The organism is Micromonospora sp. NPDC093244 (genome assembly GCF_040683695.1).
In the GTDB taxonomy this organism is placed as follows: domain Bacteria; phylum Actinomycetota; class Actinomycetes; order Mycobacteriales; family Micromonosporaceae; genus Micromonospora.
Map to the genome: position 1 here is coordinate 1391820 of NZ_JBFBEO010000001.1, position 21441 is coordinate 1413260.

Sequence of the window (21441 nt, forward strand, 5' to 3'; positions counted from 1 at the left end):
GAGGATGACATCGACGTTACGGCCTCCGCCGCCTGCCGCGCCCCGAGCTGCGGCGGGGTCCGCGCGCCCCGCGTCACACCCGCGGCGGCGCCGGAGCTGGCGCCAGGCCCTCCGTCGGGACTGGCAGCTCTACTCGCTGGCCGTCCTGCCGCTGCTGTTCTTCCTGATCTTCCGGTACCTGCCGATGGTCGGGAACATCATCGCGTTCCGGCGCTTCAAGCCCGGCGGCAGCATCTTCGGTGAGTACTGGGTCGGGCTGCGGTACTTCCGGATGTTCTTCATCGACCCGACGTTCTGGGAGGTCTTCACCAACACGCTGGTGCTCGGGGCGCTGACGCTGCTGTTCTGCTTCCCGCTGCCGATCGTGCTGGCGCTGCTGCTCAACGAGGTGCGCGCCCGCCGGTTCAAACGGTTCGTGCAGTCGGTGTCGTACCTGCCGCACTTCCTGTCGATCGTCATCGTGGCGGCGATGGTCACGCAGCTGACGTCCATCGACGGCGCGGCCAACCAACTGGTCCGGATGGCCGGGGGAGACCCGGTGGCGTTCCTGCAACAGCCGCAGTGGTTCCGCACCATCTACGTCTCGTCGGAGGTCTGGCAGACCGTCGGCTGGGGCACGATCCTCTACCTCGCCGCGCTCACCACGATCGACGAGGACCTCTACGAGGCGGCCCGGATCGACGGCGCCAGCCGGCTGCGGCAGACCTGGCACGTCACGCTTCCGGGGATCCGGCCGACGATGGTGACGCTGCTGATCCTCAACATCGGCAGTTTCATGGCTGTCGGGTTCGAGAAGGTCCTGCTGCTCTACAACCCGTTGACATACCCGACGGCGGATGTGGTCTCCACCTACCTGTTCCGGATGGGTTTCCAGTCCAGCAACTTCAGCTACGCGGCCGCGATCGGTCTCTTCGAGGCGGTGATCGGGCTGGTCCTGGTCCTGTCGGCGAACCTCATCTCCCGTCGCACGGTGGGCACGAGCCTGTGGTGATCCTCGGCCGGGAGGCGGACGCCCCGACGACGCGCGGGCCGGTGGACAGCCGCGGCTACCGGATCTTCCGGGTGGTCAACACGATCGTCCTGATCGGCGTCGTGATCGTGACGCTGTTCCCGTTCCTCAACATCGTGGCCCGCTCGCTCAGCGACGAGGCGTACCTCCTCGCGGGGAAGGTGAGCCTGGTCCCGCGCGGGTTCGACCTGACCGCGTACAAGCTGGTGATGTCCGACGCGATGTTCTGGACGAACTACCGCAACACGGTGGTGTACACGGTGGTCGCCACGCTCATCTCGATAGTGCTGACCACGTGCTACGCGTACGTGCTGTCCAAGCCGCAGCTCAAGGGCCGTGGCCTGCTCGTCGGCGTCGCGCTGTTCACCATGTTCTTCTCCGGCGGTCTGATTCCCAACTACGTGCTGGTGACCAGCCTGGGAATGAAGAACACCATCTGGGCGGTGGTAATCCCCAACGCGATAAGCGTGTTCAACCTGCTGGTCATGAAGGCGTTCTTCGAGAGCTTGCCGACCGAGTTGGAGGAGGCCGCCGCCGTCGACGGGCTTAACACGTACGGCATCCTGCTGCGCATCGTGCTGCCGCTGTCCAAGGCGATCATCGCGACGATGGTCCTCTTCTACGCGGTCTCCTTCTGGAACTCCTGGTTCAGCGCGTTTCTGTACTTCGACCGGCAGGAGCTGCTTCCGGTCACCGTCTACCTGCGCAACCTGATCGTCGGCGCCACCAGCGCCGAGTCGGCCGCCGCCGACGCCGACAAGGTCCAGGCGGGAGCCACGTTCCAGGCCGTGACCGTCGTGCTCACCACCCTGCCCATCCTGGCGGTCTACCCCTTCGTCCAGCGGTACTTCGTCCGCGGCGTGATGCTCGGGGCGGTCAAGGGCTGAGCGGCGCATCACCTTCCACCCCACCACCGAAAGGACGAGCCATGCTCTTCAAGCCGTGGCGTCGCGTGGCGACAGCCACCGCGGGTCTGCTCGCGCTCACAGTCATCGCCGCCTGCTCCGAGGATCCCGGCGAGTCGACTGACCTCTCCGGGAACAAGGTCGGCGCGATGGCCACCTACGGCGTCGGCGACCAGTTCAAGGCCACCGAGGCGCTGTCGTTCTCCACCCTCTACAACAACCACACCTTCTACCCGCTCAAGCAGGACTGGCTGTTCTGGTCCGAGCTGACCAAGCGGACGAACGTCACGATCGAGCCGGTCGCCGTCCCGTTGAGCGACTACGAGCAGAAGCGCAGCCTGCTGATCGGCGCCGGGGACGCCCCGCTGATCATCCCGAAGACGTACCACCCGCAGGAGAACGCGTTCGTGTCCTCCGGGGCGATCCTGCCGGTGAGTGACTACATCGATCTGATGCCCAACTTCAAGGACAAGATCGCCAAGTGGAACCTCAAGCCGGAGATCGACAACCTGCGGCAGTCCGACGGTAAGTTCTACCTGCTGCCGGGGATGCACGAGAAGCCCACGCAGGACTACACGGTCCTGATGCGGATGGACATCCTCCAGGAGCTCAACCTGGCGGTCCCGAAGACCTGGGACGACCTGTACACGGTGCTCAAGGCCATGAAGGCGAAGTACCCGAACGTCTACCCGTACTCCGACCTGTTCAGCAAGCCCAACCCGACGGGCGCCCTGCTGAACATCCTCGGCTCGGCCCACGGCACCCAGGCGGGTTGGGACTACCAGCACGCCACCTGGGACCCGGCGGCGAAGAAGTTCACCTACACCGGCGCGTCCGAGCAGTACAAGCAGATGCTCACGTACCTGCACAAGCTCGTCGCCGAGGGTCTGCTCGATCCGGAGAGCTTCACCCAGACCGACGACCAGGCCCGGCAGAAGCTCGCGAACGGCAAGTCCTTCGTGGTCACCGGCAACACGCAGACCCTTGTCAACAACCACCGGCCCGACCTGGCCAAGACCCTGCCGAACGCCAAGATGGCCAAGATCCCGCTGCCGATCGGCCCGGCCGGTGAGATCAACCCGTTCCCGCGCCTGGAGAACGGCATCATGATCTCGACGAAGGCCCGGGAGAGCAAGAACTTCGTGGCCATGATGCAGTTCATCGACTGGTTGTGGTATTCCGACGCCGGCCTGGAGTTCGCCCGCTGGGGCATCGAGGGCACCACCTTCACCAAGGACGCGTCCGGCAAGCGCACGCTCGACCCCGGCATCGACTTCCTCGGACTGCACCCGAAGGCGCCCAAGCACCTGCAGAAGGACTTCGGGTTCCACAACGGCGTCTTCGCCTACGGCGGCACCCCCGACCTGGTCCGAGGGTTCTTCTCCCCGGAGGAGCTGGAGTTCCAGAAGGTGATGGACGCCCGCAAGCCGAGGGAGGTGCCCCCGCCCGCCCCGTTGACCGACGAGGAGCGCGAGCAGGTGTCGCTCTGGGAGACCCCGCTGAAGGACTTCGTCACCCAGAACACGCTGAAGTTCGCCCTCGGCCAACGGCCCCTGAGCGAGTGGGACGCGTACGTGGCCGAGTTGAAGGCGAAGAACTCCGAGCAGTACATCGACCTGGTCAACAAGGCGTACGAGCGGTTCCAGAAGAACAACGGTTGACCTGTGGGGTCCGGTCGGGCGGCGCCCCGTCGCCCGACCGGACCCCGACGACCACGAGGACAGCGATGCGCATCACCGTTTCCGACGAGCACGCCGACGGCCGCACCGACGCCCGGCGGCACCGCGTCGAGCGCCCGCTTCGGGCCGACCCGGGACGCCGGCCGTGAGCGGCGCCGGGCACGCCTGGCGGCAGTTCGGCGACGGGCCGCTGTCCCGCACCGCCTCCCGGATCTACATCCTGCTCGTGGTCGAGCTGCTGCTCCTGCTCACCACACTGCCCGGCCTGCTCCCACTGCTCCTGCTCGGCCGTGACGCCAGCAACCTGCCGCTGGCGGCGCTCTTTCTGGTGCCGGTCGGTCCGGCAGTCGCCGCCGCCCTGTACGCGCTGCGCCACCAGCGCCCCGACCTGACCGAGCTACGCCCCGCCGCCGTGTTCTGGCGCGGGTACCGGGCCAACCTGGCCGGCGCGCTGCGGATCTGGGTGCCGACGCTGCTGTGGCTGACAGTGCTCGCCGTCAACCTCGCCTACCGGGACGCCGTCGGTATGCCGGGCTGGTGGACCGTGCCGCTGATCCTGATCGCGGTGGGTGTGACGCTCTGCGCGGCGAACGCCCTGCTGATCACCGCGCTGTTCGACTTCCGTACCCGCGACGTGCTCCGCCTGGCCGTGCACTTCCTCGTCCGTACCCCCGGTGTCACGGTGGGCAACGCCCTGCTGCTGGCCGCGGCGGCCGGCGTCACTGCGGTGTTCTCCGAGGCGGTCCTCGCGATGCTCGCCTCGGTGGCGGTCCTGGCGTTCCTGCGCGTCGGCGACCCGATGCTCCACCTGATCCGCAAGGAGTTCACCGCATGAGCCTTCCCGTCACCGCCGAGGTGCCCTTCGGGGGCGATCACGACCCCGAGGCCGGGCCGCACCCGGCGTACAGCGTCGTCGGGCGGGAGGACGGATGAAGGCCGACAAGTCCGTCGATGTGGAGCACCTGGTGTTCGTCGACGAGCCACTGGAAACCCACGAGCCGCGCGTGCACGCCGCCTGGCTGCCCCCGGAGGCGTTCCGGTCGCTGGGCGCGCGCCGCGTCCTCGTGCACGGCGAGGGCCTGCTCGTCGACACCGTCCTCGACGAGGTCTCGCGTGCCTGCGCGCGCTACGGCGGACGGGTGTGGCACTCCCCGTCGTGGGACGTCGACGTGGACCTGGTGCTCGCCCTGCGGGATGCCGGTGAGCTGCCCAATCCGGCGGTGGAGGCGGCACGGTCGGCGGGGGAGGCGGCGCTCGCCGAGATCGGCCGCGGCGAACCGCTCGGCGAGGAGGGATTCCTGCTGGCCCGCGAGGGCGAGGTGACTGTGGTGCTCGCCGACGCGCCCGCCGGCCTGCTGTACGGGCTGTTCCACGTGGTCCGGCTCTGCGCGGCGGCCTTCGACCCGGCCCGCCCGCCGGAGCGACACCGGCCGGCGCTGCGCCGGCGCATGCTGAACCACTGGGACAACGTGGCCGTGCACCCGGTGATGGGCCAGGTCGAACGGGGGTACGCGGGCGGCTCGATCTTCTGGCGCGACGGCCGTCCGCGCGGCGACCTGGCCCGGGTGCGCGCGTACGGGCGGCTGCTCGCGGCCAGCGGCGTCAACGCGATCTCGGTGAACAACGTCAACGTCGCCCGGACCGAGGCGCTGCTGCTCACCGACCGGCTCGGCGACGTGGCCGAGATCGCCGACGCGCTGCGCCCGTACGGCATCCGGGTGCACCTGTCGGTCAGCTTCGCCGCGCCTGTGCTCCTCGGCGGGCTGTCGACCGCCGACCCGCTCGACGAGGCCGTGCGCGACTGGTGGGCCGCCACCACCCGCCGGGTGTACGACCGCATCCCGGACTTCGGCGGCTACCTGGTCAAGGCCGACTCGGAGGGGCAGCCCGGCCCGTTCACGTACGGGCGCGACCACGCCGACGGGGCGAACCTGCTCGCCGAGGCCCTCGCCCCGCACGGGGGAGTGGTGCACTGGCGGGCGTTCGTCTACAACCACCACCAGGACTGGCGGGACAGGTCCACCGACCGGGCGCGGGCCGCGTACGACCATTTCACACCGCTGGACGGACGGTTCCGCGCCAACGTGGTCCTGCAGGTGAAGTACGGCCCGGTGGACTTCCAGACGCGCGAGCCTGTCTCACCGGTCCTCGCCGCGATGCCGGCGACCCGGCTGGCGCTGGAGTTGCAGGTCACCCAGGAGTACACGGGCCAGCAGCGGCACATCTGCCATCTGGGCCCCTGGTGGGGTGAGGTGCTGCGGTTCGCCCCCTGGGGGCCGGGTGGACGGACGATCGCCGATGTCGCCGTCGGGGAGGCGGGGGCCGGCGGTGGCCTGGTCGCCGTCGCCAACACCGGCGACGATCCGTTCTGGACCGGACACCCGTTGGCCCAGGCGAACCTGTACACCTTCGGCCGTCTCGCCTGGGACCCGTGGCGCGACCCGACGGAGATCCTCGGCGAGTGGATGACGCTCACCTTCCCGCCGTCGGCGACAGCCGACCCGGAACTGGTCCGGCGGACCCTGCACGAGATCATGGACGACTCGTGGCGTACCTACGAGCGGTACACCGCCCCGCTGGGCGTCGGCTTCATGGTTCACCCAGGTGACCACTACGGCCCCGACGTCGACGGGTACGAGTACTCACGGTGGGGCACCTACCACTTCGCCGACCGGGACGGCGTCGGCGTGGACCGCAGCCGCGCGTCGGGCACCGGCTTCGCCGGGCAGTACCCGCCGTACTGGGCGCAGGTGTACGAGTCGCCCCGGACCTGCCCCGACGAGGTGCTGCTCTTCTTCCACCACGTGCCGTACTCGCACGTCCTGCACAGCGGCTCGACAGTCATCCAGCACATCTACGACACGCACTTCGCGGGCGTCGAGGAGGTGGAGACGATGCGGCGCAGGTGGCAGACGCTCAACGGAATGATCGACCCGGCGGTGTACGAGCGGGTGTCCGAACGCCTCGACGAGCAGGTGCGCTGCGCCACCGAGTGGCGCGACCAGATCAACACGTACTTCTTCCGCAAGTCGGGTGTGCCGGACGCGCGGGGGCGACGCATCTACTGATCCTCCGGTCACCAGGGGTGGACGGTGCCGTCCTCCAACCTGTTCACCGGAAGGTACGCGGGCGCGTACGGATACCGTGCCGCCGCCTCCTCGTCGATGTCCACACCGAGACCGGGGGCCTCGGCGGGGTGCAGGTAGCCGTCGGCGTAGTGGTAGCCGTGCGGGAACACCTCGTCGGTCTGCGCGGTGTGCCGCATGTACTCCTGCAACCCGAAGTTGGGGATCGAGATGTCGAGTTGCAGCGCCGCGGCCATGCAGACGGGGGAGAGGTCGGTGGCCCCGTGCGAACCGCTGCGGACGTGGTGCAGCGCAGCCAGGTCGAAGATCCGGCGCAGGTGGGTGATGCCACCGGCGTGCACCACCGTCGTGCGGATGTAGTCGATGAGCTGCTCCCGGATGAGCTGGGCGGCGTCGAAGATGCTGTTGAAGACCTCGCCGACCGCCACCGGGGTGGTGGTGTGCTGCCGGATCAACCGGAAGCCCTCCTGGAGGTCGGCGGGGACCGGATCCTCCATCCAGGTCAACGCGTACGGCTCCAGGCTGCGCCCGAGCCGGGCGGCCTCGATGGGCGTGAGCCGGTGGTGCACGTCGTGCAGCAGCCGCAGGGTGGGGCCGAACTCGTCGCGGACCCGGGCGAACACCGTCGGCACGTGCGCCAGGTAGCGCTGCGTCGACCAGGTGGCCTCGCTGGGCAGCGCCGCGTCGGCCGGCTCGTAGAAGAGCTTGTCGGCGCTGACCCCGTACGTCTTCGGCAGCCCCGGGACCCCGCACTGCACCCGTACGGCCCGGTAGCCGAGGTCGACGTAGCGGGCGACCTCGACCAGCACCTCCTCGACGGTCTCGCCGTTGGCGTGGCCGTACACGGTGACGCCCTCGCGGGAACGGCCGCCGAGCAACTGGTAGACGGGTAGGCCGGCGACCTTGCCCTTGATGTCCCACAGCGCGGTGTCCACGGCGGCGATCGCGCTCATCGTGACCGGCCCTCGCCGCCAGTACGCCCCCTGGTACAGGTACTGCCAGGTGTCCTCGATGCGGGCCGGGTCCCGGCCGATCAGCAGCGGCGCCACGTGGTCGCGCAGGTACGACGCGACGGCCAGCTCCCGGCCGTTGAGGGTGGCGTCTCCGACGCCTGTGACGCCCTCGTCCGTGACGATCTTGAGGGTGACGAAGTTGCGGCCCGGACAGGTCACGATGACCCGGGCGTCGACGATCTTCACTCGATCTCCTTCGTGCCGGCGGGTCCTGTGTGGACGCGCAGGGGGTGACGCGAGGGATGTGGGAAGCCCGACACGTTTCGAGAACGCCCCGATGATAGCCCGCTCATCGATGTCCGGTCAGGGCTCCTCATGGCCAGCTCGCGCGCGATCTCACGTACCGAAAAGATTCCGGAAGTCTTGACAATCGAGTGTGCTCGATCGAAGCTGACGTGGTCACGCGAGCCGCGGTCAGGGTCGGGCGAAGGGCAGTCCTCGACTTACTCCCCTTCCATGCGCCAATTCCCCGAGGAATCGCGAACGATGACACTCAAGACAAGGCTGTTCGGCGCCCTCCTGGCGGTCCTCACGCTGGCCGCCGCCGCGCTGACGTTCGCCGCGCCGGCATCGGCGGCGACGCTGACACAGGTGACCGGCTTCGGCACCAACCCCACGAACCTCCAGATGCACCTGTACGTCCCGGACCGGGTGGCCACCCGGCCGGCCGTCCTCCTCGCTCTGCACTACTGCACCGGATCGGGCCCCGCGTTCCACTCCGGCACCCAGTACGCGTCCCTCGCCGACAGGTACGGATTCATCGTGATCTACCCGTCGGTGACCCGCAGCAGCAAGTGCTGGGACGTCGCCTCACCGCAGGCCCTGCGTCGTGGCGGCGGCAGCGACCCGGTCGGTCTCATGTCGATGGTCGACTACGTGAAGCAGCGGTACTCCGCCGACCCGGCCCGGATCTTCGCCACCGGCACCTCGTCCGGGGCGATGATGACGAACGTCATGCTCGGGGACTACCCGGACGTGTTCGCGGCGGGCGCGTCCTTCGCCGGAGTGCCGTTCGCCTGCTTCGCCACCGGGGGCACCTCGGAGTGGAACAGCGAATGCGCGAACGGGCAGCTCATCAAGACCGCACAGCAGTGGGGTGACCTGGTCCGTGGGGCGTACCCGGGTTACACAGGCCAGCGGCCACGGATGCAGATCTGGCACGGCACCAACGACGAGACACTGCGCTACCCGAACTTCGGCGAGCAGGTCAAGCAGTGGACCAACGTGCACGGGTTGAGCCAGACCCCGACGTACACCGACTCGCCGCAGTCCGGCTACACCCGCACCCGGTACGGCAGCAGCGGCCCGATGGCGCCGGTCGAGGCGATCAGCATGCAGGGGGTCACGCACAACCTGCCTGTCGACGCCGCGCAGGTGATCCGCTTCTTCGGGCTGGACGGCACCACGCCCCCGCCGACCACTCCGCCGCTCACGACCCCGCCGCCGACGACCACCCCGCCCCCGACCACCCCGCCCCCCACCACCCCGCCCCCCACCACGCCGCCGCCCACCAGTGGCGCCTGCCGGGTCGGATACACGGTCAACGTCTGGAACAACGGTCTCACCGCGAGCGTGACAATCACCAATGCCGGTACCGCCGCCGTGAACGGGTGGTCGCTGACCTTCACCCTGCCCGGTGGGCAGCGCATCACCGGCGGCTGGAACGCGCAGTACTCCCCGACCAGCGGCGCGGTGACGGCCCGCAACGTCTCCTACAACGCCACCATCGCCCCGAACACGTCTGTCGACATCGGTTTCCAGGCCACCCACGAGGGCGACACCGCAAAGCCCTCGTCGTTCGCCCTCAACGGTGCCACGTGTTCGGTCGCCTGACCCCCCTCTCCACACCACCATCACGAAGGAGTCGCACGATGAGAAACGCGAGATGGAAAGCGGTGACGAGAGCCGCCATCGCGCTGACCGGCGCCGGCACGCTCGCCGCCGGGATGGCGCTGGTGCTGACGGCACCCGCGTCGGCGGGCACCACGCTCGGCGCCTCCGCCGCGGAGAAGGGACGCTACTTCGGCACGGCGGTGGCGGCGTTCAAGCTGTCGGACAGCGCGTACACCACGATCCTGAACCGTGAGTTCAACATGGTGACGCCCGAGAACGAGATGAAGATCGACGCGACGGAGCCGCAGCAGGGCCGGTTCAGCTACAGCTCCGCCGAGCAGATCGTCAACCACGCCCGCAGCCGGGGAATGCAGGTACGCGGACACACCCTGGCCTGGCACCAGCAGCAGCCCAGTTGGATGCAGGGCATGAGCGGGAGCGCGTTGCGTCAGGCGATGCTCAACCACGTCACGCAGGTCGCGACCCACTTCCGGGGCCAGATCTACGCCTGGGACGTGGTGAACGAGGCGTTCGACGACGGCAACTCGGGCGCGCGTCGTGACTCGAACCTTCAGCGCACCGGCAACGACTGGATCGAGGCGGCGTTCCGGGCGGCGCGGGCCGCCGACCCCGACGCGAAGCTCTGCTACAACGACTACAACACCGACAACTGGACCTGGGCCAAGACCCAGGCCGTCTACAACATGGTGCGGGACTTCAAGTCCCGTGGCGTGCCGATCGACTGCGTCGGGTTCCAGTCGCACTTCAACAACGAGTCGCCCTACGTGAGCAACTACCGCACCACGCTGTCCAGCTTCGCCGCCCTCGGGGTGGACGTGCAGATCACCGAGCTGGACATCCAGGGCGCCTCGGCGACGACGTACCGCAGCGTGGTGGAGGACTGCCTCGCGGTCGCCCGCTGCAACGGCATCACGGTCTGGGGGATCCGGGACAGCGACTCGTGGCGCTCCTCGCAGACCCCTCTGCTGTTCGACAGCAACGGCCAGAAGAAGCCCGCGTACGACGCCGTGCTCGCGGCGCTGAACAACGGCACCACCCCGCCGACCACCGAACCGCCCACGACCCCGCCGCCGACCGACCCGCCCACCGACCCGCCGACGACCCCGCCTCCGGGCACGGGTGGCTGCACCGCGACGGTGACCGTGAACCAGTGGACCGGCGGCTTCGTGGCGAACGTCCGGGTGACGGCCGGCTCGTCGGCCCTCAACGGCTGGACGGTGACGGTCGCCCTGCCGTCGGGCGCGACTGTCACCAACGCCTGGAGCGCCGACCGCAGCGGCAACACAGGCACGACGAACTTCCGGAACGTGGCCTACAACGGCCAGGTCGGCGCCGGACAGTCCACGGAGTTCGGCTTCCAGGCCAACGGCACCGCAGGCACCCTGACCCCGACCTGCGCGGCGGGCTGACGTAGACACCGGCCGGTGTGGAGGGTGCCCGGAACCTCCGCGCCGGCCGGCCCACGCCCGGGGACGCCCTGAACGACCACCGACAGGCGGGAAAGACAGCGCTAGCCGTCGATGCGGCTGATGTTGCGGATCTTGTTGGACGCGTCCAGGGCGGCCACCTTGTACGCCTCGGCGAGCGTCGGGTAGTTGAACACCGCGTCGATGAGGTAGTCGATCGTGCCCCCGCAGCCGATCACCGCCTGGCCGATGTGGACGATCTCGGTGGCGGCGGTGCCGAACACGTGCACCCCCAGCAGTCGGCCGTCGTCGGGGGAGACGAGCAGCTTCAACATGCCGTACGAGTCACCCACGATCTGACCCCGGGCCAGCTCCCGATAGCGCGCGATGCCCACCTCGAACGGTGTCGAGCTGTCGGTCAGCTGCGCCTCGGTCTGCCCGACGAAACTGATCTCCGGGATCGTGTAGATGCCGATGGGTTGCAGGCCGTGCATCTCGCGGACCGGTTCGCCGCAGGCGTGCTGGGCGGCCAACCGACCCTGCTCCATCGAGGTGGACGCGAGCGCCGGAAATCCGATCACGTCACCGACGGCGTAGATGTTGTCGACCGAGGTGCGGTAGTTGGCGTCGACGCTGATCCGGCCCCGCCGGTCCGCCTCCAACCCGGCGGCGTCCAGCGCCAGGTCGTCGGTCTGGCCCTGCCGGCCCGCCGAGTACATCACCGTGTCGGCGACGATCTTCTTGCCGCTCTTGAGGATGCACAGCGCGGCCGTGTGGTGCTTCTCCACCGCGGCGACCTCCTCGCCGAAGCGGAACGCCACGGACAGGTCGCGCAGGTGGTACTTGAGCGATTCGACGACCTCGTCGTCGCAGAAGTCGAGCATCCGGTCGCGGCGTTCCACCACTGTCACCTTCGTGCCGAGTGCGGCGAACATGGACGCGTACTCCATGCCGATCACGCCGGCACCGACCACCACCATGCTGCGGGGCACGGCCTGGAGGTTGATGACGCCGTCGGAGTCGACGATGGTGCGGTCGTCGAAGTCGACGCTGTCCGGGCGGGCCGGACGGGTGCCGGCCGCGATGATGATTTTGTCGAAGGTCACTCTGGACTCGCGGCCGGAGCCGCCGTCGACCCAGATCGAGTGCGCGTCCGCGAAGCGTCCCGTTCCGGTGATCATCGCGACCCGGTTGCGGGCGAGCTGGTTGCGGATGACGTCGGTCTGGCGGGCGATCACGTGCTGGGTGCGGGCGGCCAGGTCGCTGACCGTGATCTCCTCCTTGACCCGGTAGCTGCTGCCGTACAGGTCGCGCTGGCTCAGGCCGGTCAGGTAGAGCACGGCCTCGCGAAGCGTCTTGGACGGGACCGTGCCGGTGTTGATGCACACCCCGCCGATCATGTCGCGGCGGTCCACGATGCCGACCCGCCTGCCGAGCTTGGCGGCGGCGATCGCGGCCTTCTGCCCGCCGGGCCCGGAGCCCAGCACCACCAGGTCGTAGTCATACACGAGGGTCAGCGTCGCAAGATGTCGGGGCGCGCGCCAGAGCTGGGCCGTGAGCGTTACTCTTCCGGCACCGCGCGGAGGTCGGTCACGGCGCGACCTAGCCGACGAGGCGGCGTTCCCAGGCCCAGGCGGCGATCTCGACCCGGTTACGGGCCGGCAGCTTCGTCTGCACGCTCGCCAGGTGGGTCTTGACGGTGCCGACCGCGATGAAGAGCCGGGCGGCGATCTCGGCGTTGGTCAGGCCCCGGGCCACGAGTCTCACGACGTCGAGTTCCCGTGGCGACAGTCCGGCGTCGTCGTACGCCGGAGCGGGCGAGCTGAGATGCTCCAGCAGCCGTACCGTGATGGACGGGCTGATCAGCGCGTCACCCGACACGGCCGCGCGGACCGCCTCGACCAGCAGCGCCGGCCCGGAGTCCTTGAGCAGGAAACCGCAGGCGCCGTTGGACAGCGCGGTGTGCACGTACTCGTCGAGGTCGAAGGTCGTCACCACGACGACCCGGATGGGCTCGGCGACACCCGGCCCGGCGAGCAGCCGCAGCGCCTCGAGGCCGTCGAGGCGCGGCATCCGGATGTCCAGCAGCACGACGTCCGGCCGCAGCCGCCGGGCCAGCTCGACGGCGGCGACGCCGTCGGCCGCCTCGCCGACCACCGCCATGTCCGGCTGCGCGCCGATGATCATGCCGAAGCCGGTACGGACCATCGCCTGGTCGTCAGCGACCAGCACCCGGATCACCGGGCCACCGCCGAGCGCAGCGGGAACGCGGCATCGAGCACCCAACCGCCGGCGACGCCCGGTCCGGCGGTGATCGTGCCGCCGAGGGCGCGTACCCGCTCGGTGAGGCCGATCAGGCCGAAGCCGTGCCCGCGGGCCGGCGAGGTGCGCGGGGTCGCGCCGTCGTCGGCGACGCGGACCAGCAGCCAGTCCGGGGTACGACGCACCGACACGTCCACCGCCCGCGCGTCCGGAGCGTGCTGCCGGGTGTTGGTCAGCCCCTCCATCACCACCCGGTACGCCGAGGTCGACACCTCGACCGGCAGCCCGTCCAGGTCGCCGTCGACGTGCAGCCGTGCCGGCGCGTTCGCCGTCCCGTTGAACCCGGTCAACAGCGGCACCAGGTCGGTCACTCCGGCCAGCGGGGCCAGCGGCGCGTCCGGCGGGGCATCCGGGTTGCGCAGGATCCCGACCATCCGCCGCATCGAGGCCATCGTCTCGGCACCGGCCCGCTCGATCTGCTCCAAGGCGACGATCACCCGCCGCGGGTCCTGCTCGGCGACGAACCGGGCGCCCTGCGCCTGCACCACGATGCCCGTCACGTGGTGGGCGATGAAGTCGTGCAGGTCCCTGGCGAACTCCGCGCGCTGCTCGGCTCTGACCAGCGCGATCGCCCGCTCCCGACCGGCGGCGACGACCCGCAGGTAGAGCCCCACCCCGGCGGCGCCGGCCGCCGCGAGCGCCTGGAGCAATCCGAAGATCACGAGCAGGCTGTCGGTGCCGAGGCGCAGCGGCATCGCCGCGACGGCGAGCCCGGCGGCCACCGCGGCCCCCAGAGCGGGCCGGGGTGCGCCCCAGCGCGTCACCACGAACACCACACCGATCAGCCCGGCCGACTCGGCGAGGCCCCAGGTGCGGGCGAGCAGGACGCCGCCCCCGGAGAGGAACACCATCGCCGCGGTCACGGCCAGTGAGGCCGTGGCGAGTAGCAGCGCGGCCAGCGGCAGCCGGCGGGAACCCAGCCGGTGGACCGGCAGCCAGAGCGGCACCGTCGCCACCGCCAGGCCCATCGGCACCGGCAGGAACAGGAGAGCGGTGACTCTGGGGATGTCCTGCGTGCTGGACGCGAAGTCGAAGAGGGCGAGCAGGCCAAAGGCCACCAGGCCGGCGGTCTGGGCCAGGCGTACCCACCAACGTCGAAGATCCGGCGCGCTCATGATGACCCAGCGTAGCCAGCGGCGTGTCGACGGCAGATCAGCCGAAAGACAGACCCGGCGTCGGCGATACCCGGCCCCGGACCGATGCGCCCACCCGCCGGTGGAGGCGACGCTTCCCGGGCCACATCGCAGCCACTGGAGGAACAATGACACCCCACGCCCCGCCGCGGACCACGCATGCGGCGGTCGCCGCCGTCGACCTGGTGAAGGTGTACGGCAGCGGCGACACCGCGGTCCGCGCGCTCGACGGGGTCTCGGTCGGCTTCGGCCGCGCCGAGTTCACCGCGATCATGGGCTCGTCCGGGTCCGGCAAGTCGACACTGATGCACTGCCTCGCCGGCCTGGACACGGCGACCTCCGGCCGCGTCCTGCTCGGCGGCACGGAACTCACAGGTCAGTCCGACCGGACGCTGACCCGGGTGCGCCGCGACCGGATCGGGTTCGTCTTCCAGGCGTTCAACCTGCTGCCGCAGCTCACCGCCGCGCAGAACATCACCCTGCCGCTGGACCTCGCCGGCCGGGAGCCCGACCGGCAGCTGCTGGAGCACCTGGTGCGGGTGCTGGGCCTGGGCGACCGGCTGGGCCACCGGCCCAGCGAGCTGTCCGGCGGCCAGCAGCAGCGGGTGGCGCTCGCGCGGGCGCTGGTGTCGCGGCCCGAGGTGGTCTTCGCCGACGAGCCGACAGGCAACCTCGACTCCCGATCCGGGGCGGAGGTGCTCACCATCCTGCGCGAATCGGTACGCGACCTCGGCCAGACAGTCGTCATGGTCACCCACGACCCGATCGCCGCCGCGTACGCCGACCGGGTCGTCCTGCTCGCCGACGGACGGGTCGCCGGGGAGATCGACAAGCCGGACCAGGACTCCGTTACCGACGCGCTCCGTGAACTGGCGGCCCGCGCATGAGGGCGACAGTGCTGCGTACCCAGGTGAGCGCCGCCGCCCGCCGCCCCGGCCGGCTGATCCTGACCGGCCTGGCCATCCTGGTCGCCGCGTTCGTCGTCTTCGGCACCGTGCTGGTGCAGGAGATCACCGAACGGACCGTGCGGGACAACCTCAGCGGCACGCCGGCCGCCACCGACCTGGTGATCGGTGACAACGAGCAGCCGCCACCCACCCTGGCCCAGTTGCAGCGGGCCCGGGCCGTGCCCGGTGTGGCCGAGGCGGTGGGCCGGCCGTCGGTAGGTGTCTCCTTCGGCGAGGGGTACCTCAATCTCCAGGGCGACCCCGGTGCCGGCCCGCTGGCCACGGTGCACGTGATCGAGGGCAGCTACCCGGACCAGCCAGGCGAGATCGCGATCACCCCGCGTACCGCCGAGCGGCTCGGGCTCGCGGTGGGCACCTCGACCAGCGGCACCGGCGGCGAACTCACCACGCCCGCCCGGCTCACCGTCACCGGCCTGGTCGACACCCCCGACGACGCCGGCCTGGACGCGTACGCGCCGGACAGCGCCGTGACCGCCTGGGCGCGCCTGAGCACCGTGCAGCGCATCGACGTGCGGGTGGCCCGCGGCGAGTCCGCCGATTCCGTCCGCCAACGGGTGAGCGCCGTGGTCGGCGCCGAGCAGCAGGTCCGCTCCGGGGCCGAGGTACGCGACGCCGAGGCCAACGAGGCCGCCGAGCAGGTCGGGAGGCTCTTCGTGCTGGTCGGCGTGTTCGTCGCGATCGCTGTCATCGCCGCCGCGCTGGTGGTCACCTCGACCTTCCGCATCGTCTTCGCCCAGCGGATGCGGCACCTCGCGCTGCTACGCGCGGTCGGTGCCGGGCGCGCGACCCTGGTGGGTGCGTTGACCGCCGAGGGAGCCCTGACCGGGCTCGTCGCCGGAGCCGTCGGCGTCGTCGGCGCGCTCGCCCTCGGGTACGCCCTGCCGGCGGTGTTGCGTGCGGCGGGCATGGCTGTCTCGTCGCCCGGCCTGCCGCTGGCGGCGGCGGTCGCGGTGATCGTCGGCGCCGTCGTGATCACCGTCCTGGCCGTGCTGGCGCCGGCGCTCTCCGCCTCCCGGGTCTCCCCGCTGGAGGCGCTGCGCACGGCGAGCACCACCGCCGGCCAGCGCGGTATCGGAGCGCTGCGCCTCGGCGCGGGCCTGCTGCTGGCCGTGTGCGCGGTCCTCGCGGCCATCGGGACGTGGCACCGGTTGCCCACGCCGGAGCAGGAGTCGTACGACCCGGCGATGCCTCTGCTCCTGCTGGTCGGCTCCGGCGCGCTGGCGTTCTTCGCGCTGGTGGCCCTCGGTCCGCTGCTGGTGCGGCCGGTGCTGGCCGTGGTGGGCTGGCCGCTGCGTCAGCTCGGCCCGCACGGCAGGCTGGCGGTCGGCGGGATCGGCGGTACGCCGCGCCGTGCCGCGGCCGTCTCCGTCGTGGTCGCGCTCGGGGTGACCCTGATCTCCGGGGTGGTCATCGGGGGAGCGTCGATGGGGGTGCTCGCCGACCGGGAGATGGCGCTGTCGGCGCCCACCGACTTCGAGGTCACCACGAACGGCGGGACGCTGCCGGCCTCGGTCGTGACCAGGGCCGAGACGGCACACGGGGCGCTGGCCCGGGTGGTGCCGTACCGGCGGGTCGACGGGATCACGCTGACGCGCGGCGCCGACCGGCTCGGCGACGCCGAGTCGAGTTACGCGACGAGTGATCTGGACGTGGCCGCGTTGCCGACGACCCGGAGCCTGGACGTGGCGCAGGGCTCCCTTGCCGACCGTGGGCCGGGCCGCGTCGTGCTCGGCAGCTGGGTGGCCCGTGACACAGGCCTGCGCGCCGGCGACACCGCCGCGCTCGCCCTCGGCGGCAGGACCGTCGACGTACGCGTCGCAGCGGTCCTGCCCGACCACGGCCCGCTGCACGCCGGCATCCTGGCCGACCGCGGCGACCTCGACCGGCTCGGTGTGCCCACGGCGTACACCGGTCTGCTTGCCGACGCGGCGGGTTCCGGCGAGGAGGGCCGCACGGCAGGGGTACGGGCGCTGCGGCAGGCGATCCAGGGCAGCGAGGGGGTGGGGCTTTCGGTGCTCGCCGACGAGCGGGACCGCAACGACGAGGTGCTGCGGACCCTGGTCCGGATCGCGGTAGGCCTGGTCAGCCTCACGGTGTTGATCGCGGTCGTCGGAGTGGGATCCACCACCGCGCTCTCGGTGGTGGAGCGCATCCGCGAGTCCGGTCTGCTCCGCGCGATCGGACTGTCCCGGGTGGGCCTGCGCACCATGCTGACCGCCGAAGCGGGCCTCTACGGGGTGATCGGCGCGACAATCGGTCTGCTGCTCGGCGTCCCGTACGCGTGGCTGGCGGTGCGGACGCTCGGGATCAACGCACCCCTGACCGTGCCGGTGCTGTCGCTGGTCGGGCTGTTCCTGGTGCTCGTCGCGTTGACCGCGTTGGCCGGGGTGCTGCCGGCGCGGCGGGCGGCGCGGGTCAGCCCGGTGGTGGCGCTCGGGGTGGACGGCTGAGCACGACTGTGGGTCGGCGCGCGGCGGCGCCGACCCACAGTCGTCCGGTCAGTTCGGGTTGTCGGCGTGGGTGAGCGTCTCCCAGGCGACGAAGAGGTTGTTGGTGCCGGCCGGCCGCTGCTGCAGCGTGAGGGTCTGCGTGTTGGTCATGACGTTGCCCAGCCCGTTGCTCATCGCGTTGAAGCCGACCTCGGTGATCGGGCCGAGGCCACGGGTGAGGCTGCCGCCGCAGAGCCAGGAGGGCGGCGCCTCGCCGAGCTGGTAGCGCGAGTGGAATCCGAGCGCCTGCCGCAGCCGCTCACCGACCTGGGGATAGAGATCCCGTCCCTGGGTCCGGAGGTCTCGGGGTCCTTCCGGGCGGCGAAACAACTGTAAAGTCTGTTAATCATTACAGTCATGCGCACCGATATCAATGTCTTCGCCGCAATTGCCGCCGTCAGGGATGCATTGTCGCTCCCTTGAGGACCTTGTCCACGACCGTGCGCCCCGCGTGCAGGGCCAACCCCACCAGGTCGAGCTTCTCCCGGCCGACCGCCTGCACGGCGGCCCGGTTGTCCCGGTCGTTGCCGGTGGCGAACAGCTCGGACGTGAACACCGCGAGCCGCAGCCCACGGGCGAGGGCCCGCGAGTGCGCGTTGGTCAGGGTCGCCCGGTCGCCGGCGAAGACCAGCACCGGCTGGCCGAACATCGGCAGGTACGCCGTACCGTCCGCGTCGCGGTACTCCTCGCCGAGCAGCTCCGGCTCGGCGTGCGCGATGCCACTTACCAGAAAGGCGGTGACGTTGAGTCGCTGCCAGCCGACCAAATCGTTGCGGAGCAGCACGGCGATCTTGGTGGGAAAGCGGATCGGTTCGTTCATGGCGCCGAGCCTGCCGGTGCCGGCACCCACCGGTCTTGTACGTTCTTAGCGTGGCCACCCGCCCGGCCGGCTCGCAGGTCAGCGCGTGGCGACCCGCCGTCGCCGGGGTCGCCGAGGTCTTCCACGCCCATTTCGTGGACCACGCGTACCCACGGCACGTCCACGACGTGTGGACGTTGCTGATCGTGGACGACGGCGCGGTCCGCTTCGACCTCGACCGGCACCGGCACGGCGCGCTGCGCACATCGGTCACCCTGCTGCCGCCGTACGTGCCGCACGACGGCCGCTCCGCCACGGCTAGCGGCTTTCGCAAACGGGTCCTGTACCTCGACACCTCTGCCCTCGCCCCCGACCTGGTCGGCCGGGCGGTGGACGAGCCGGACCTGGCCGATCCGCGCCTGCGGGACCGGATCCACCACCTGCACCACGTGCTCGCCACGCCTGGCGAGGAGTTCGAGGCCGAGAGCCGCCTCGCGCTCATCCTGGACCGGCTGCGCGCGCAGCTGTTCCGACGGACGTCGGTCGGCACCGTGCCGGCCGTGCCCGGCCTCGCCGACCGGCTCCGTGAGCTGCTGGACGCCCGGACCGTCGACGGCGTCACGCTGCGCGAGGCCGCCGACCTGCTGCACGCCCACCCGACCCACCTGGTCCGGACCTTCACACGCGCGCACGGGCTGCCACCACACTCGTACCTGACCGGTCGCCGGGTCGAGTTGGCGCGTCGCCTGCTCCTCGCGGGTCAGCGCCCCGCCGAGGCCGCAACGGCCGCCGGGTTCTTCGACCAGGCGCACCTGAGCCGTCACTTCCGGCGCTTTCTGGGCGTCAGCCCGGCCCGCTACCCGGCCGCGCCCCCAGGGTCGACGAGCTGATCCCGTGCACGCGGCCGAGGCCGGCCGCGTTGACCCTCCACACGGGCACTGCTCTGCCGACTCGTCGCCGGTGGGCCTCGGGCGACCCGCAGGCTGATCGCCACACCGACGATTGGTCGTAATCGCACGGCCGTTCGGATGCGGCAGCGGGCGGTCACGAAATCCGGCGGCGAACCGTCACAACTGGCGGTTACTCTGCCTCCGCGCGTCGTTGCCCCGGCACGCCGCGCCCCGCGCCTGGTCGGCGCGGCATCGCCGCCACCGCCCACCACTGGCCGGCTCATACGACATCAGGAGAGTTTGTGACACAGCAATCCGTCGCGACATCGGACAAACTCGACGCCGCGGTGCTCAAGGTGGCAGGCGTCGTGGTCCTCGGCGCGATCATGTCGATCCTCGACGTGACTGTGGTCAGCGTCGCGCTGCCCACGTTCCAGACGGAGTTCGACGCGTCCTACGCCCGCGTCGCGTGGACGATGACCGCCTACACCCTCGCCCTGGCCACCGTGATCCCGCTCAGCGGGTGGGCGGCCGACCGGTTCGGCACCAAACGCCTCTACATGGTGGCGTTGGCGCTCTTCACCATCGGCTCCGGGCTCTGCGCGACCGCCGACACGATCGGCGAGCTGATCGGCTACCGCGTGTTGCAGGGCCTCGGCGGCGGCATGCTCATGCCGCTGGGCATGACCATCATGACCCGCGCGGCCGGGCCGCACCGGATCGGCCGGCTGATGGCCGTCCTCGGCATCCCGATGCTGCTCGGGCCGATCGGCGGCCCGATCCTCGGCGGCTGGCTGATCGACACCGCGAGCTGGCACTGGATCTTCCTGATCAACCTGCCGATCGGTGTCGTGGCGCTCGTCTACGCGCAGCTCGCGCTGCCCAAGGACGCTCCCGAGCCGTCCGAGTCGTTCGACTTCGTCGGCATGCTCATGCTCTCGCCGGGCCTCGCCCTGTTCCTGTACGGGGTCTCGTCACTGCCCGAGGCGGGCACCTTCACCGAGGCCAAGGTGTGGGCCCCGATGCTGGTGGGTGGCGCACTGGTGGTGGCGTTCGTGCTCTACTCGTTCAAGCCCCGGCACCCGCTGCTCGACCTGCGGCTGTTCCGCAACCGCAACCTCACCATCGCCTCGGTGACGCTGTTCGTGTTCATCATCGCGTTCATGGGCGCCGGCCTGCTGTTCCCGAGCTACTTCCTGCAGGTGCGCGGCGAGTCCACGTTGGCCGCCGGCCTGCTGATGGCCCCCCAGGGCATCGGCGCGATGATCACCATGCCGATCGCCGGCACGCTGGCCGACCGGGTGCCGATCGGGCGTACCGTCCCGTTCGCGCTGGCCCTCATCGTGGCCGGGTTCTTCAGCTTCACCCAGGTCGACCCGCAGACCTCGTACTGGCTGCTCGGCGGGTCGCTGTTCGTGATGGGCCTCGGCATGGGCGGCACCATGATGCCGATCATGACCTCCGCGCTGCGGACGTTGCAGGCCCAGGAGGTGGCCCGGGGCTCGACGCTCGTCAACATCCTCCAGCAGATCGGCGGGTCGGTCGGCGCCGCCGTCATGTCGGTGATCCTCACCAACGAGCTGAACGGTTCCCGGCCGATCCCCGGCGCGGTGGACCCGAGCGGCAAGCCGATCACCGAGGCCGGGCTGGCCATCGCCGCCCAGCAGCGACCGGAACTGCTCCAGCAGACGCCCGTGGATCCGTCGCTCATCGAACGCGGGCTCAACTTCGCCGCCACGGCGTTCGCCCACACGTTCTGGGTCGCGTTCGCGCTCGTCGTGCTCACGTTCATCCCGGCCGCCCTGCTGCCGCGCCGGCGTCCCCCGGCGCAGCTCGACGACCAGCAGGTCGAGCAGCTCAAGACGCCCATCGCCATGCACTGAGCGTC

Annotated in this window: 17 protein-coding genes; 11 read left to right on the plus strand and 6 right to left on the minus strand. The window is 70.5% G+C overall.

The genetic code is table 11. The features are described from left to right. Positions 1-4 precede the first annotated feature (4 nt). From AB0N27_RS06095 to AB0N27_RS06115, 5 genes are all read left to right on the plus strand, one after another. Complete coding sequence (locus AB0N27_RS06095; protein ID WP_364363881.1) at positions 5-991, plus strand: ABC transporter permease subunit; 987 nt, start codon at positions 5-7, stop codon at positions 989-991. Next, positions 988-1896, plus strand: coding sequence for a carbohydrate ABC transporter permease (locus AB0N27_RS06100; protein WP_364363884.1), 909 nt, complete (start codon positions 988-990; stop codon positions 1894-1896). The genes AB0N27_RS06095 and AB0N27_RS06100 overlap by 4 nt, the downstream gene beginning before the upstream one ends. A 41-nt stretch (positions 1897-1937) precedes the next feature. Further along, positions 1938-3575: an extracellular solute-binding protein gene (locus AB0N27_RS06105; protein WP_364363887.1), complete on the plus strand. Its 1638-nt coding sequence runs from the start codon at positions 1938-1940 to the stop codon at positions 3573-3575. A 163-nt stretch (positions 3576-3738) separates the two neighbouring features. After that, entirely contained in the window at positions 3739-4428 is a 690-nt protein-coding gene (locus tag AB0N27_RS06110) for a YesL family protein (RefSeq protein ID WP_364363890.1), read from the plus strand. Between the two features lie 94 nt (positions 4429-4522). Further along, positions 4523-6661, plus strand: coding sequence for an alpha-glucuronidase (locus tag AB0N27_RS06115; protein WP_364363892.1), 2139 nt, complete (start codon positions 4523-4525; stop codon positions 6659-6661). A gap of 8 nt (positions 6662-6669) precedes the next feature. On the opposite strand, the gene manD is transcribed toward AB0N27_RS06115, so the two are convergent. Next, positions 6670-7878, minus strand: coding sequence for a D-mannonate dehydratase ManD (gene manD, locus AB0N27_RS06120; RefSeq protein WP_139586859.1), 1209 nt, complete (start codon positions 7876-7878; stop codon positions 6670-6672). 300 nt (positions 7879-8178) lie between these two features. Between manD and AB0N27_RS06125 the strand changes: the two genes are divergently transcribed. Together AB0N27_RS06125 and AB0N27_RS06130 are read left to right on the plus strand one after the other, a co-directional pair. Next, positions 8179-9525, plus strand: a complete 1347-nt coding sequence (locus AB0N27_RS06125) for a PHB depolymerase family esterase (protein ID WP_364363896.1) — start codon at positions 8179-8181, stop codon at positions 9523-9525. Between the two features lie 113 nt (positions 9526-9638). Continuing rightward, positions 9639-10955: an endo-1,4-beta-xylanase gene (locus AB0N27_RS06130; protein WP_364366095.1), complete on the plus strand. Its 1317-nt coding sequence runs from the start codon at positions 9639-9641 to the stop codon at positions 10953-10955. 101 nt (positions 10956-11056) lie between these two features. On the opposite strand, the gene sthA is transcribed toward AB0N27_RS06130, so the two are convergent. From sthA to AB0N27_RS06145, 3 genes are all read right to left on the minus strand, one after another. Further along, positions 11057-12460: a Si-specific NAD(P)(+) transhydrogenase gene (gene sthA / locus AB0N27_RS06135; RefSeq protein WP_364363899.1), complete on the minus strand. Its 1404-nt coding sequence runs from the start codon at positions 12458-12460 to the stop codon at positions 11057-11059. Between the two features lie 94 nt (positions 12461-12554). Then, positions 12555-13193, minus strand: a complete 639-nt coding sequence (locus AB0N27_RS06140) for a response regulator transcription factor (protein ID WP_364363902.1) — start codon at positions 13191-13193, stop codon at positions 12555-12557. Then, entirely contained in the window at positions 13190-14389 is a 1200-nt protein-coding gene (locus AB0N27_RS06145) for a histidine kinase (RefSeq protein WP_364363905.1), read from the minus strand. The genes AB0N27_RS06140 and AB0N27_RS06145 overlap by 4 nt, the downstream gene beginning before the upstream one ends. Before the next feature lie 146 nt (positions 14390-14535). Here AB0N27_RS06145 and AB0N27_RS06150 point away from each other — a divergent pair, with 146 nt between their 5' ends. Continuing rightward, the gene (locus AB0N27_RS06150; protein ID WP_364363907.1) at positions 14536-15294 is read left to right on the plus strand and encodes an ABC transporter ATP-binding protein; all 759 of its coding nucleotides are present in this window, start codon (positions 14536-14538) and stop codon (positions 15292-15294) included. Continuing rightward, positions 15291-17825, plus strand: a complete 2535-nt coding sequence (locus AB0N27_RS06155) for an ABC transporter permease (protein ID WP_364363910.1) — start codon at positions 15291-15293, stop codon at positions 17823-17825. Before AB0N27_RS06150 ends, AB0N27_RS06155 begins: the two co-directional genes overlap by 4 nt. A gap of 48 nt (positions 17826-17873) precedes the next feature. On the opposite strand, the gene AB0N27_RS06160 is transcribed toward AB0N27_RS06155, so the two are convergent. Both AB0N27_RS06160 and AB0N27_RS06165 read right to left on the minus strand, forming a co-directional pair. Next, the gene (locus AB0N27_RS06160) at positions 17874-18194 is read right to left on the minus strand and encodes a hypothetical protein (RefSeq protein ID WP_364363913.1); all 321 of its coding nucleotides are present in this window, start codon (positions 18192-18194) and stop codon (positions 17874-17876) included. 67 nt (positions 18195-18261) lie between these two features. Beyond that, a complete protein-coding gene (locus AB0N27_RS06165) occupies positions 18262-18684 on the minus strand; it encodes a DUF2000 domain-containing protein (protein WP_364363916.1) in 423 nt (140 codons plus the stop codon). 50 nt (positions 18685-18734) lie between these two features. Here AB0N27_RS06165 and AB0N27_RS06170 point away from each other — a divergent pair, with 50 nt between their 5' ends. Both AB0N27_RS06170 and AB0N27_RS06175 read left to right on the plus strand, forming a co-directional pair. Next, positions 18735-19553, plus strand: a complete 819-nt coding sequence (locus tag AB0N27_RS06170) for an AraC family transcriptional regulator (protein ID WP_364363919.1) — start codon at positions 18735-18737, stop codon at positions 19551-19553. 302 nt (positions 19554-19855) lie between these two features. After that, the gene (locus AB0N27_RS06175; RefSeq protein WP_364363922.1) at positions 19856-21436 is read left to right on the plus strand and encodes a DHA2 family efflux MFS transporter permease subunit; all 1581 of its coding nucleotides are present in this window, start codon (positions 19856-19858) and stop codon (positions 21434-21436) included. Positions 21437-21441: the final 5 nt, after the last annotated feature.

What these genes read in the sequence shown, in the direction of transcription:
- AB0N27_RS06145 (WP_364363905.1), bottom strand. Translation starts at nt 14,389, where the DNA reads ATGAGCGCGCCGGATCTTCGACGTTGGTGGGTACGCCTGGCCCAGACC.
- AB0N27_RS06165 (WP_364363916.1), bottom strand. Translation starts at nt 18,684, where the DNA reads ATGAACGAACCGATCCGCTTTCCCACCAAGATCGCCGTGCTGCTCCGC.
- AB0N27_RS06150 (WP_364363907.1), top strand. Translation starts at nt 14,536, where the DNA reads ATGACACCCCACGCCCCGCCGCGGACCACGCATGCGGCGGTCGCCGCC.
- AB0N27_RS06115 (WP_364363892.1), top strand. Translation starts at nt 4,523, where the DNA reads ATGAAGGCCGACAAGTCCGTCGATGTGGAGCACCTGGTGTTCGTCGAC.
- AB0N27_RS06125 (WP_364363896.1), top strand. Translation starts at nt 8,179, where the DNA reads ATGACACTCAAGACAAGGCTGTTCGGCGCCCTCCTGGCGGTCCTCACG.
- AB0N27_RS06155 (WP_364363910.1), top strand. Translation starts at nt 15,291, where the DNA reads ATGAGGGCGACAGTGCTGCGTACCCAGGTGAGCGCCGCCGCCCGCCGC.
- AB0N27_RS06095 (WP_364363881.1), top strand. Translation starts at nt 5, where the DNA reads ATGACATCGACGTTACGGCCTCCGCCGCCTGCCGCGCCCCGAGCTGCG.
- AB0N27_RS06130 (WP_364366095.1), top strand. Translation starts at nt 9,639, where the DNA reads ATGGCGCTGGTGCTGACGGCACCCGCGTCGGCGGGCACCACGCTCGGC.
- AB0N27_RS06105 (WP_364363887.1), top strand. Translation starts at nt 1,938, where the DNA reads ATGCTCTTCAAGCCGTGGCGTCGCGTGGCGACAGCCACCGCGGGTCTG.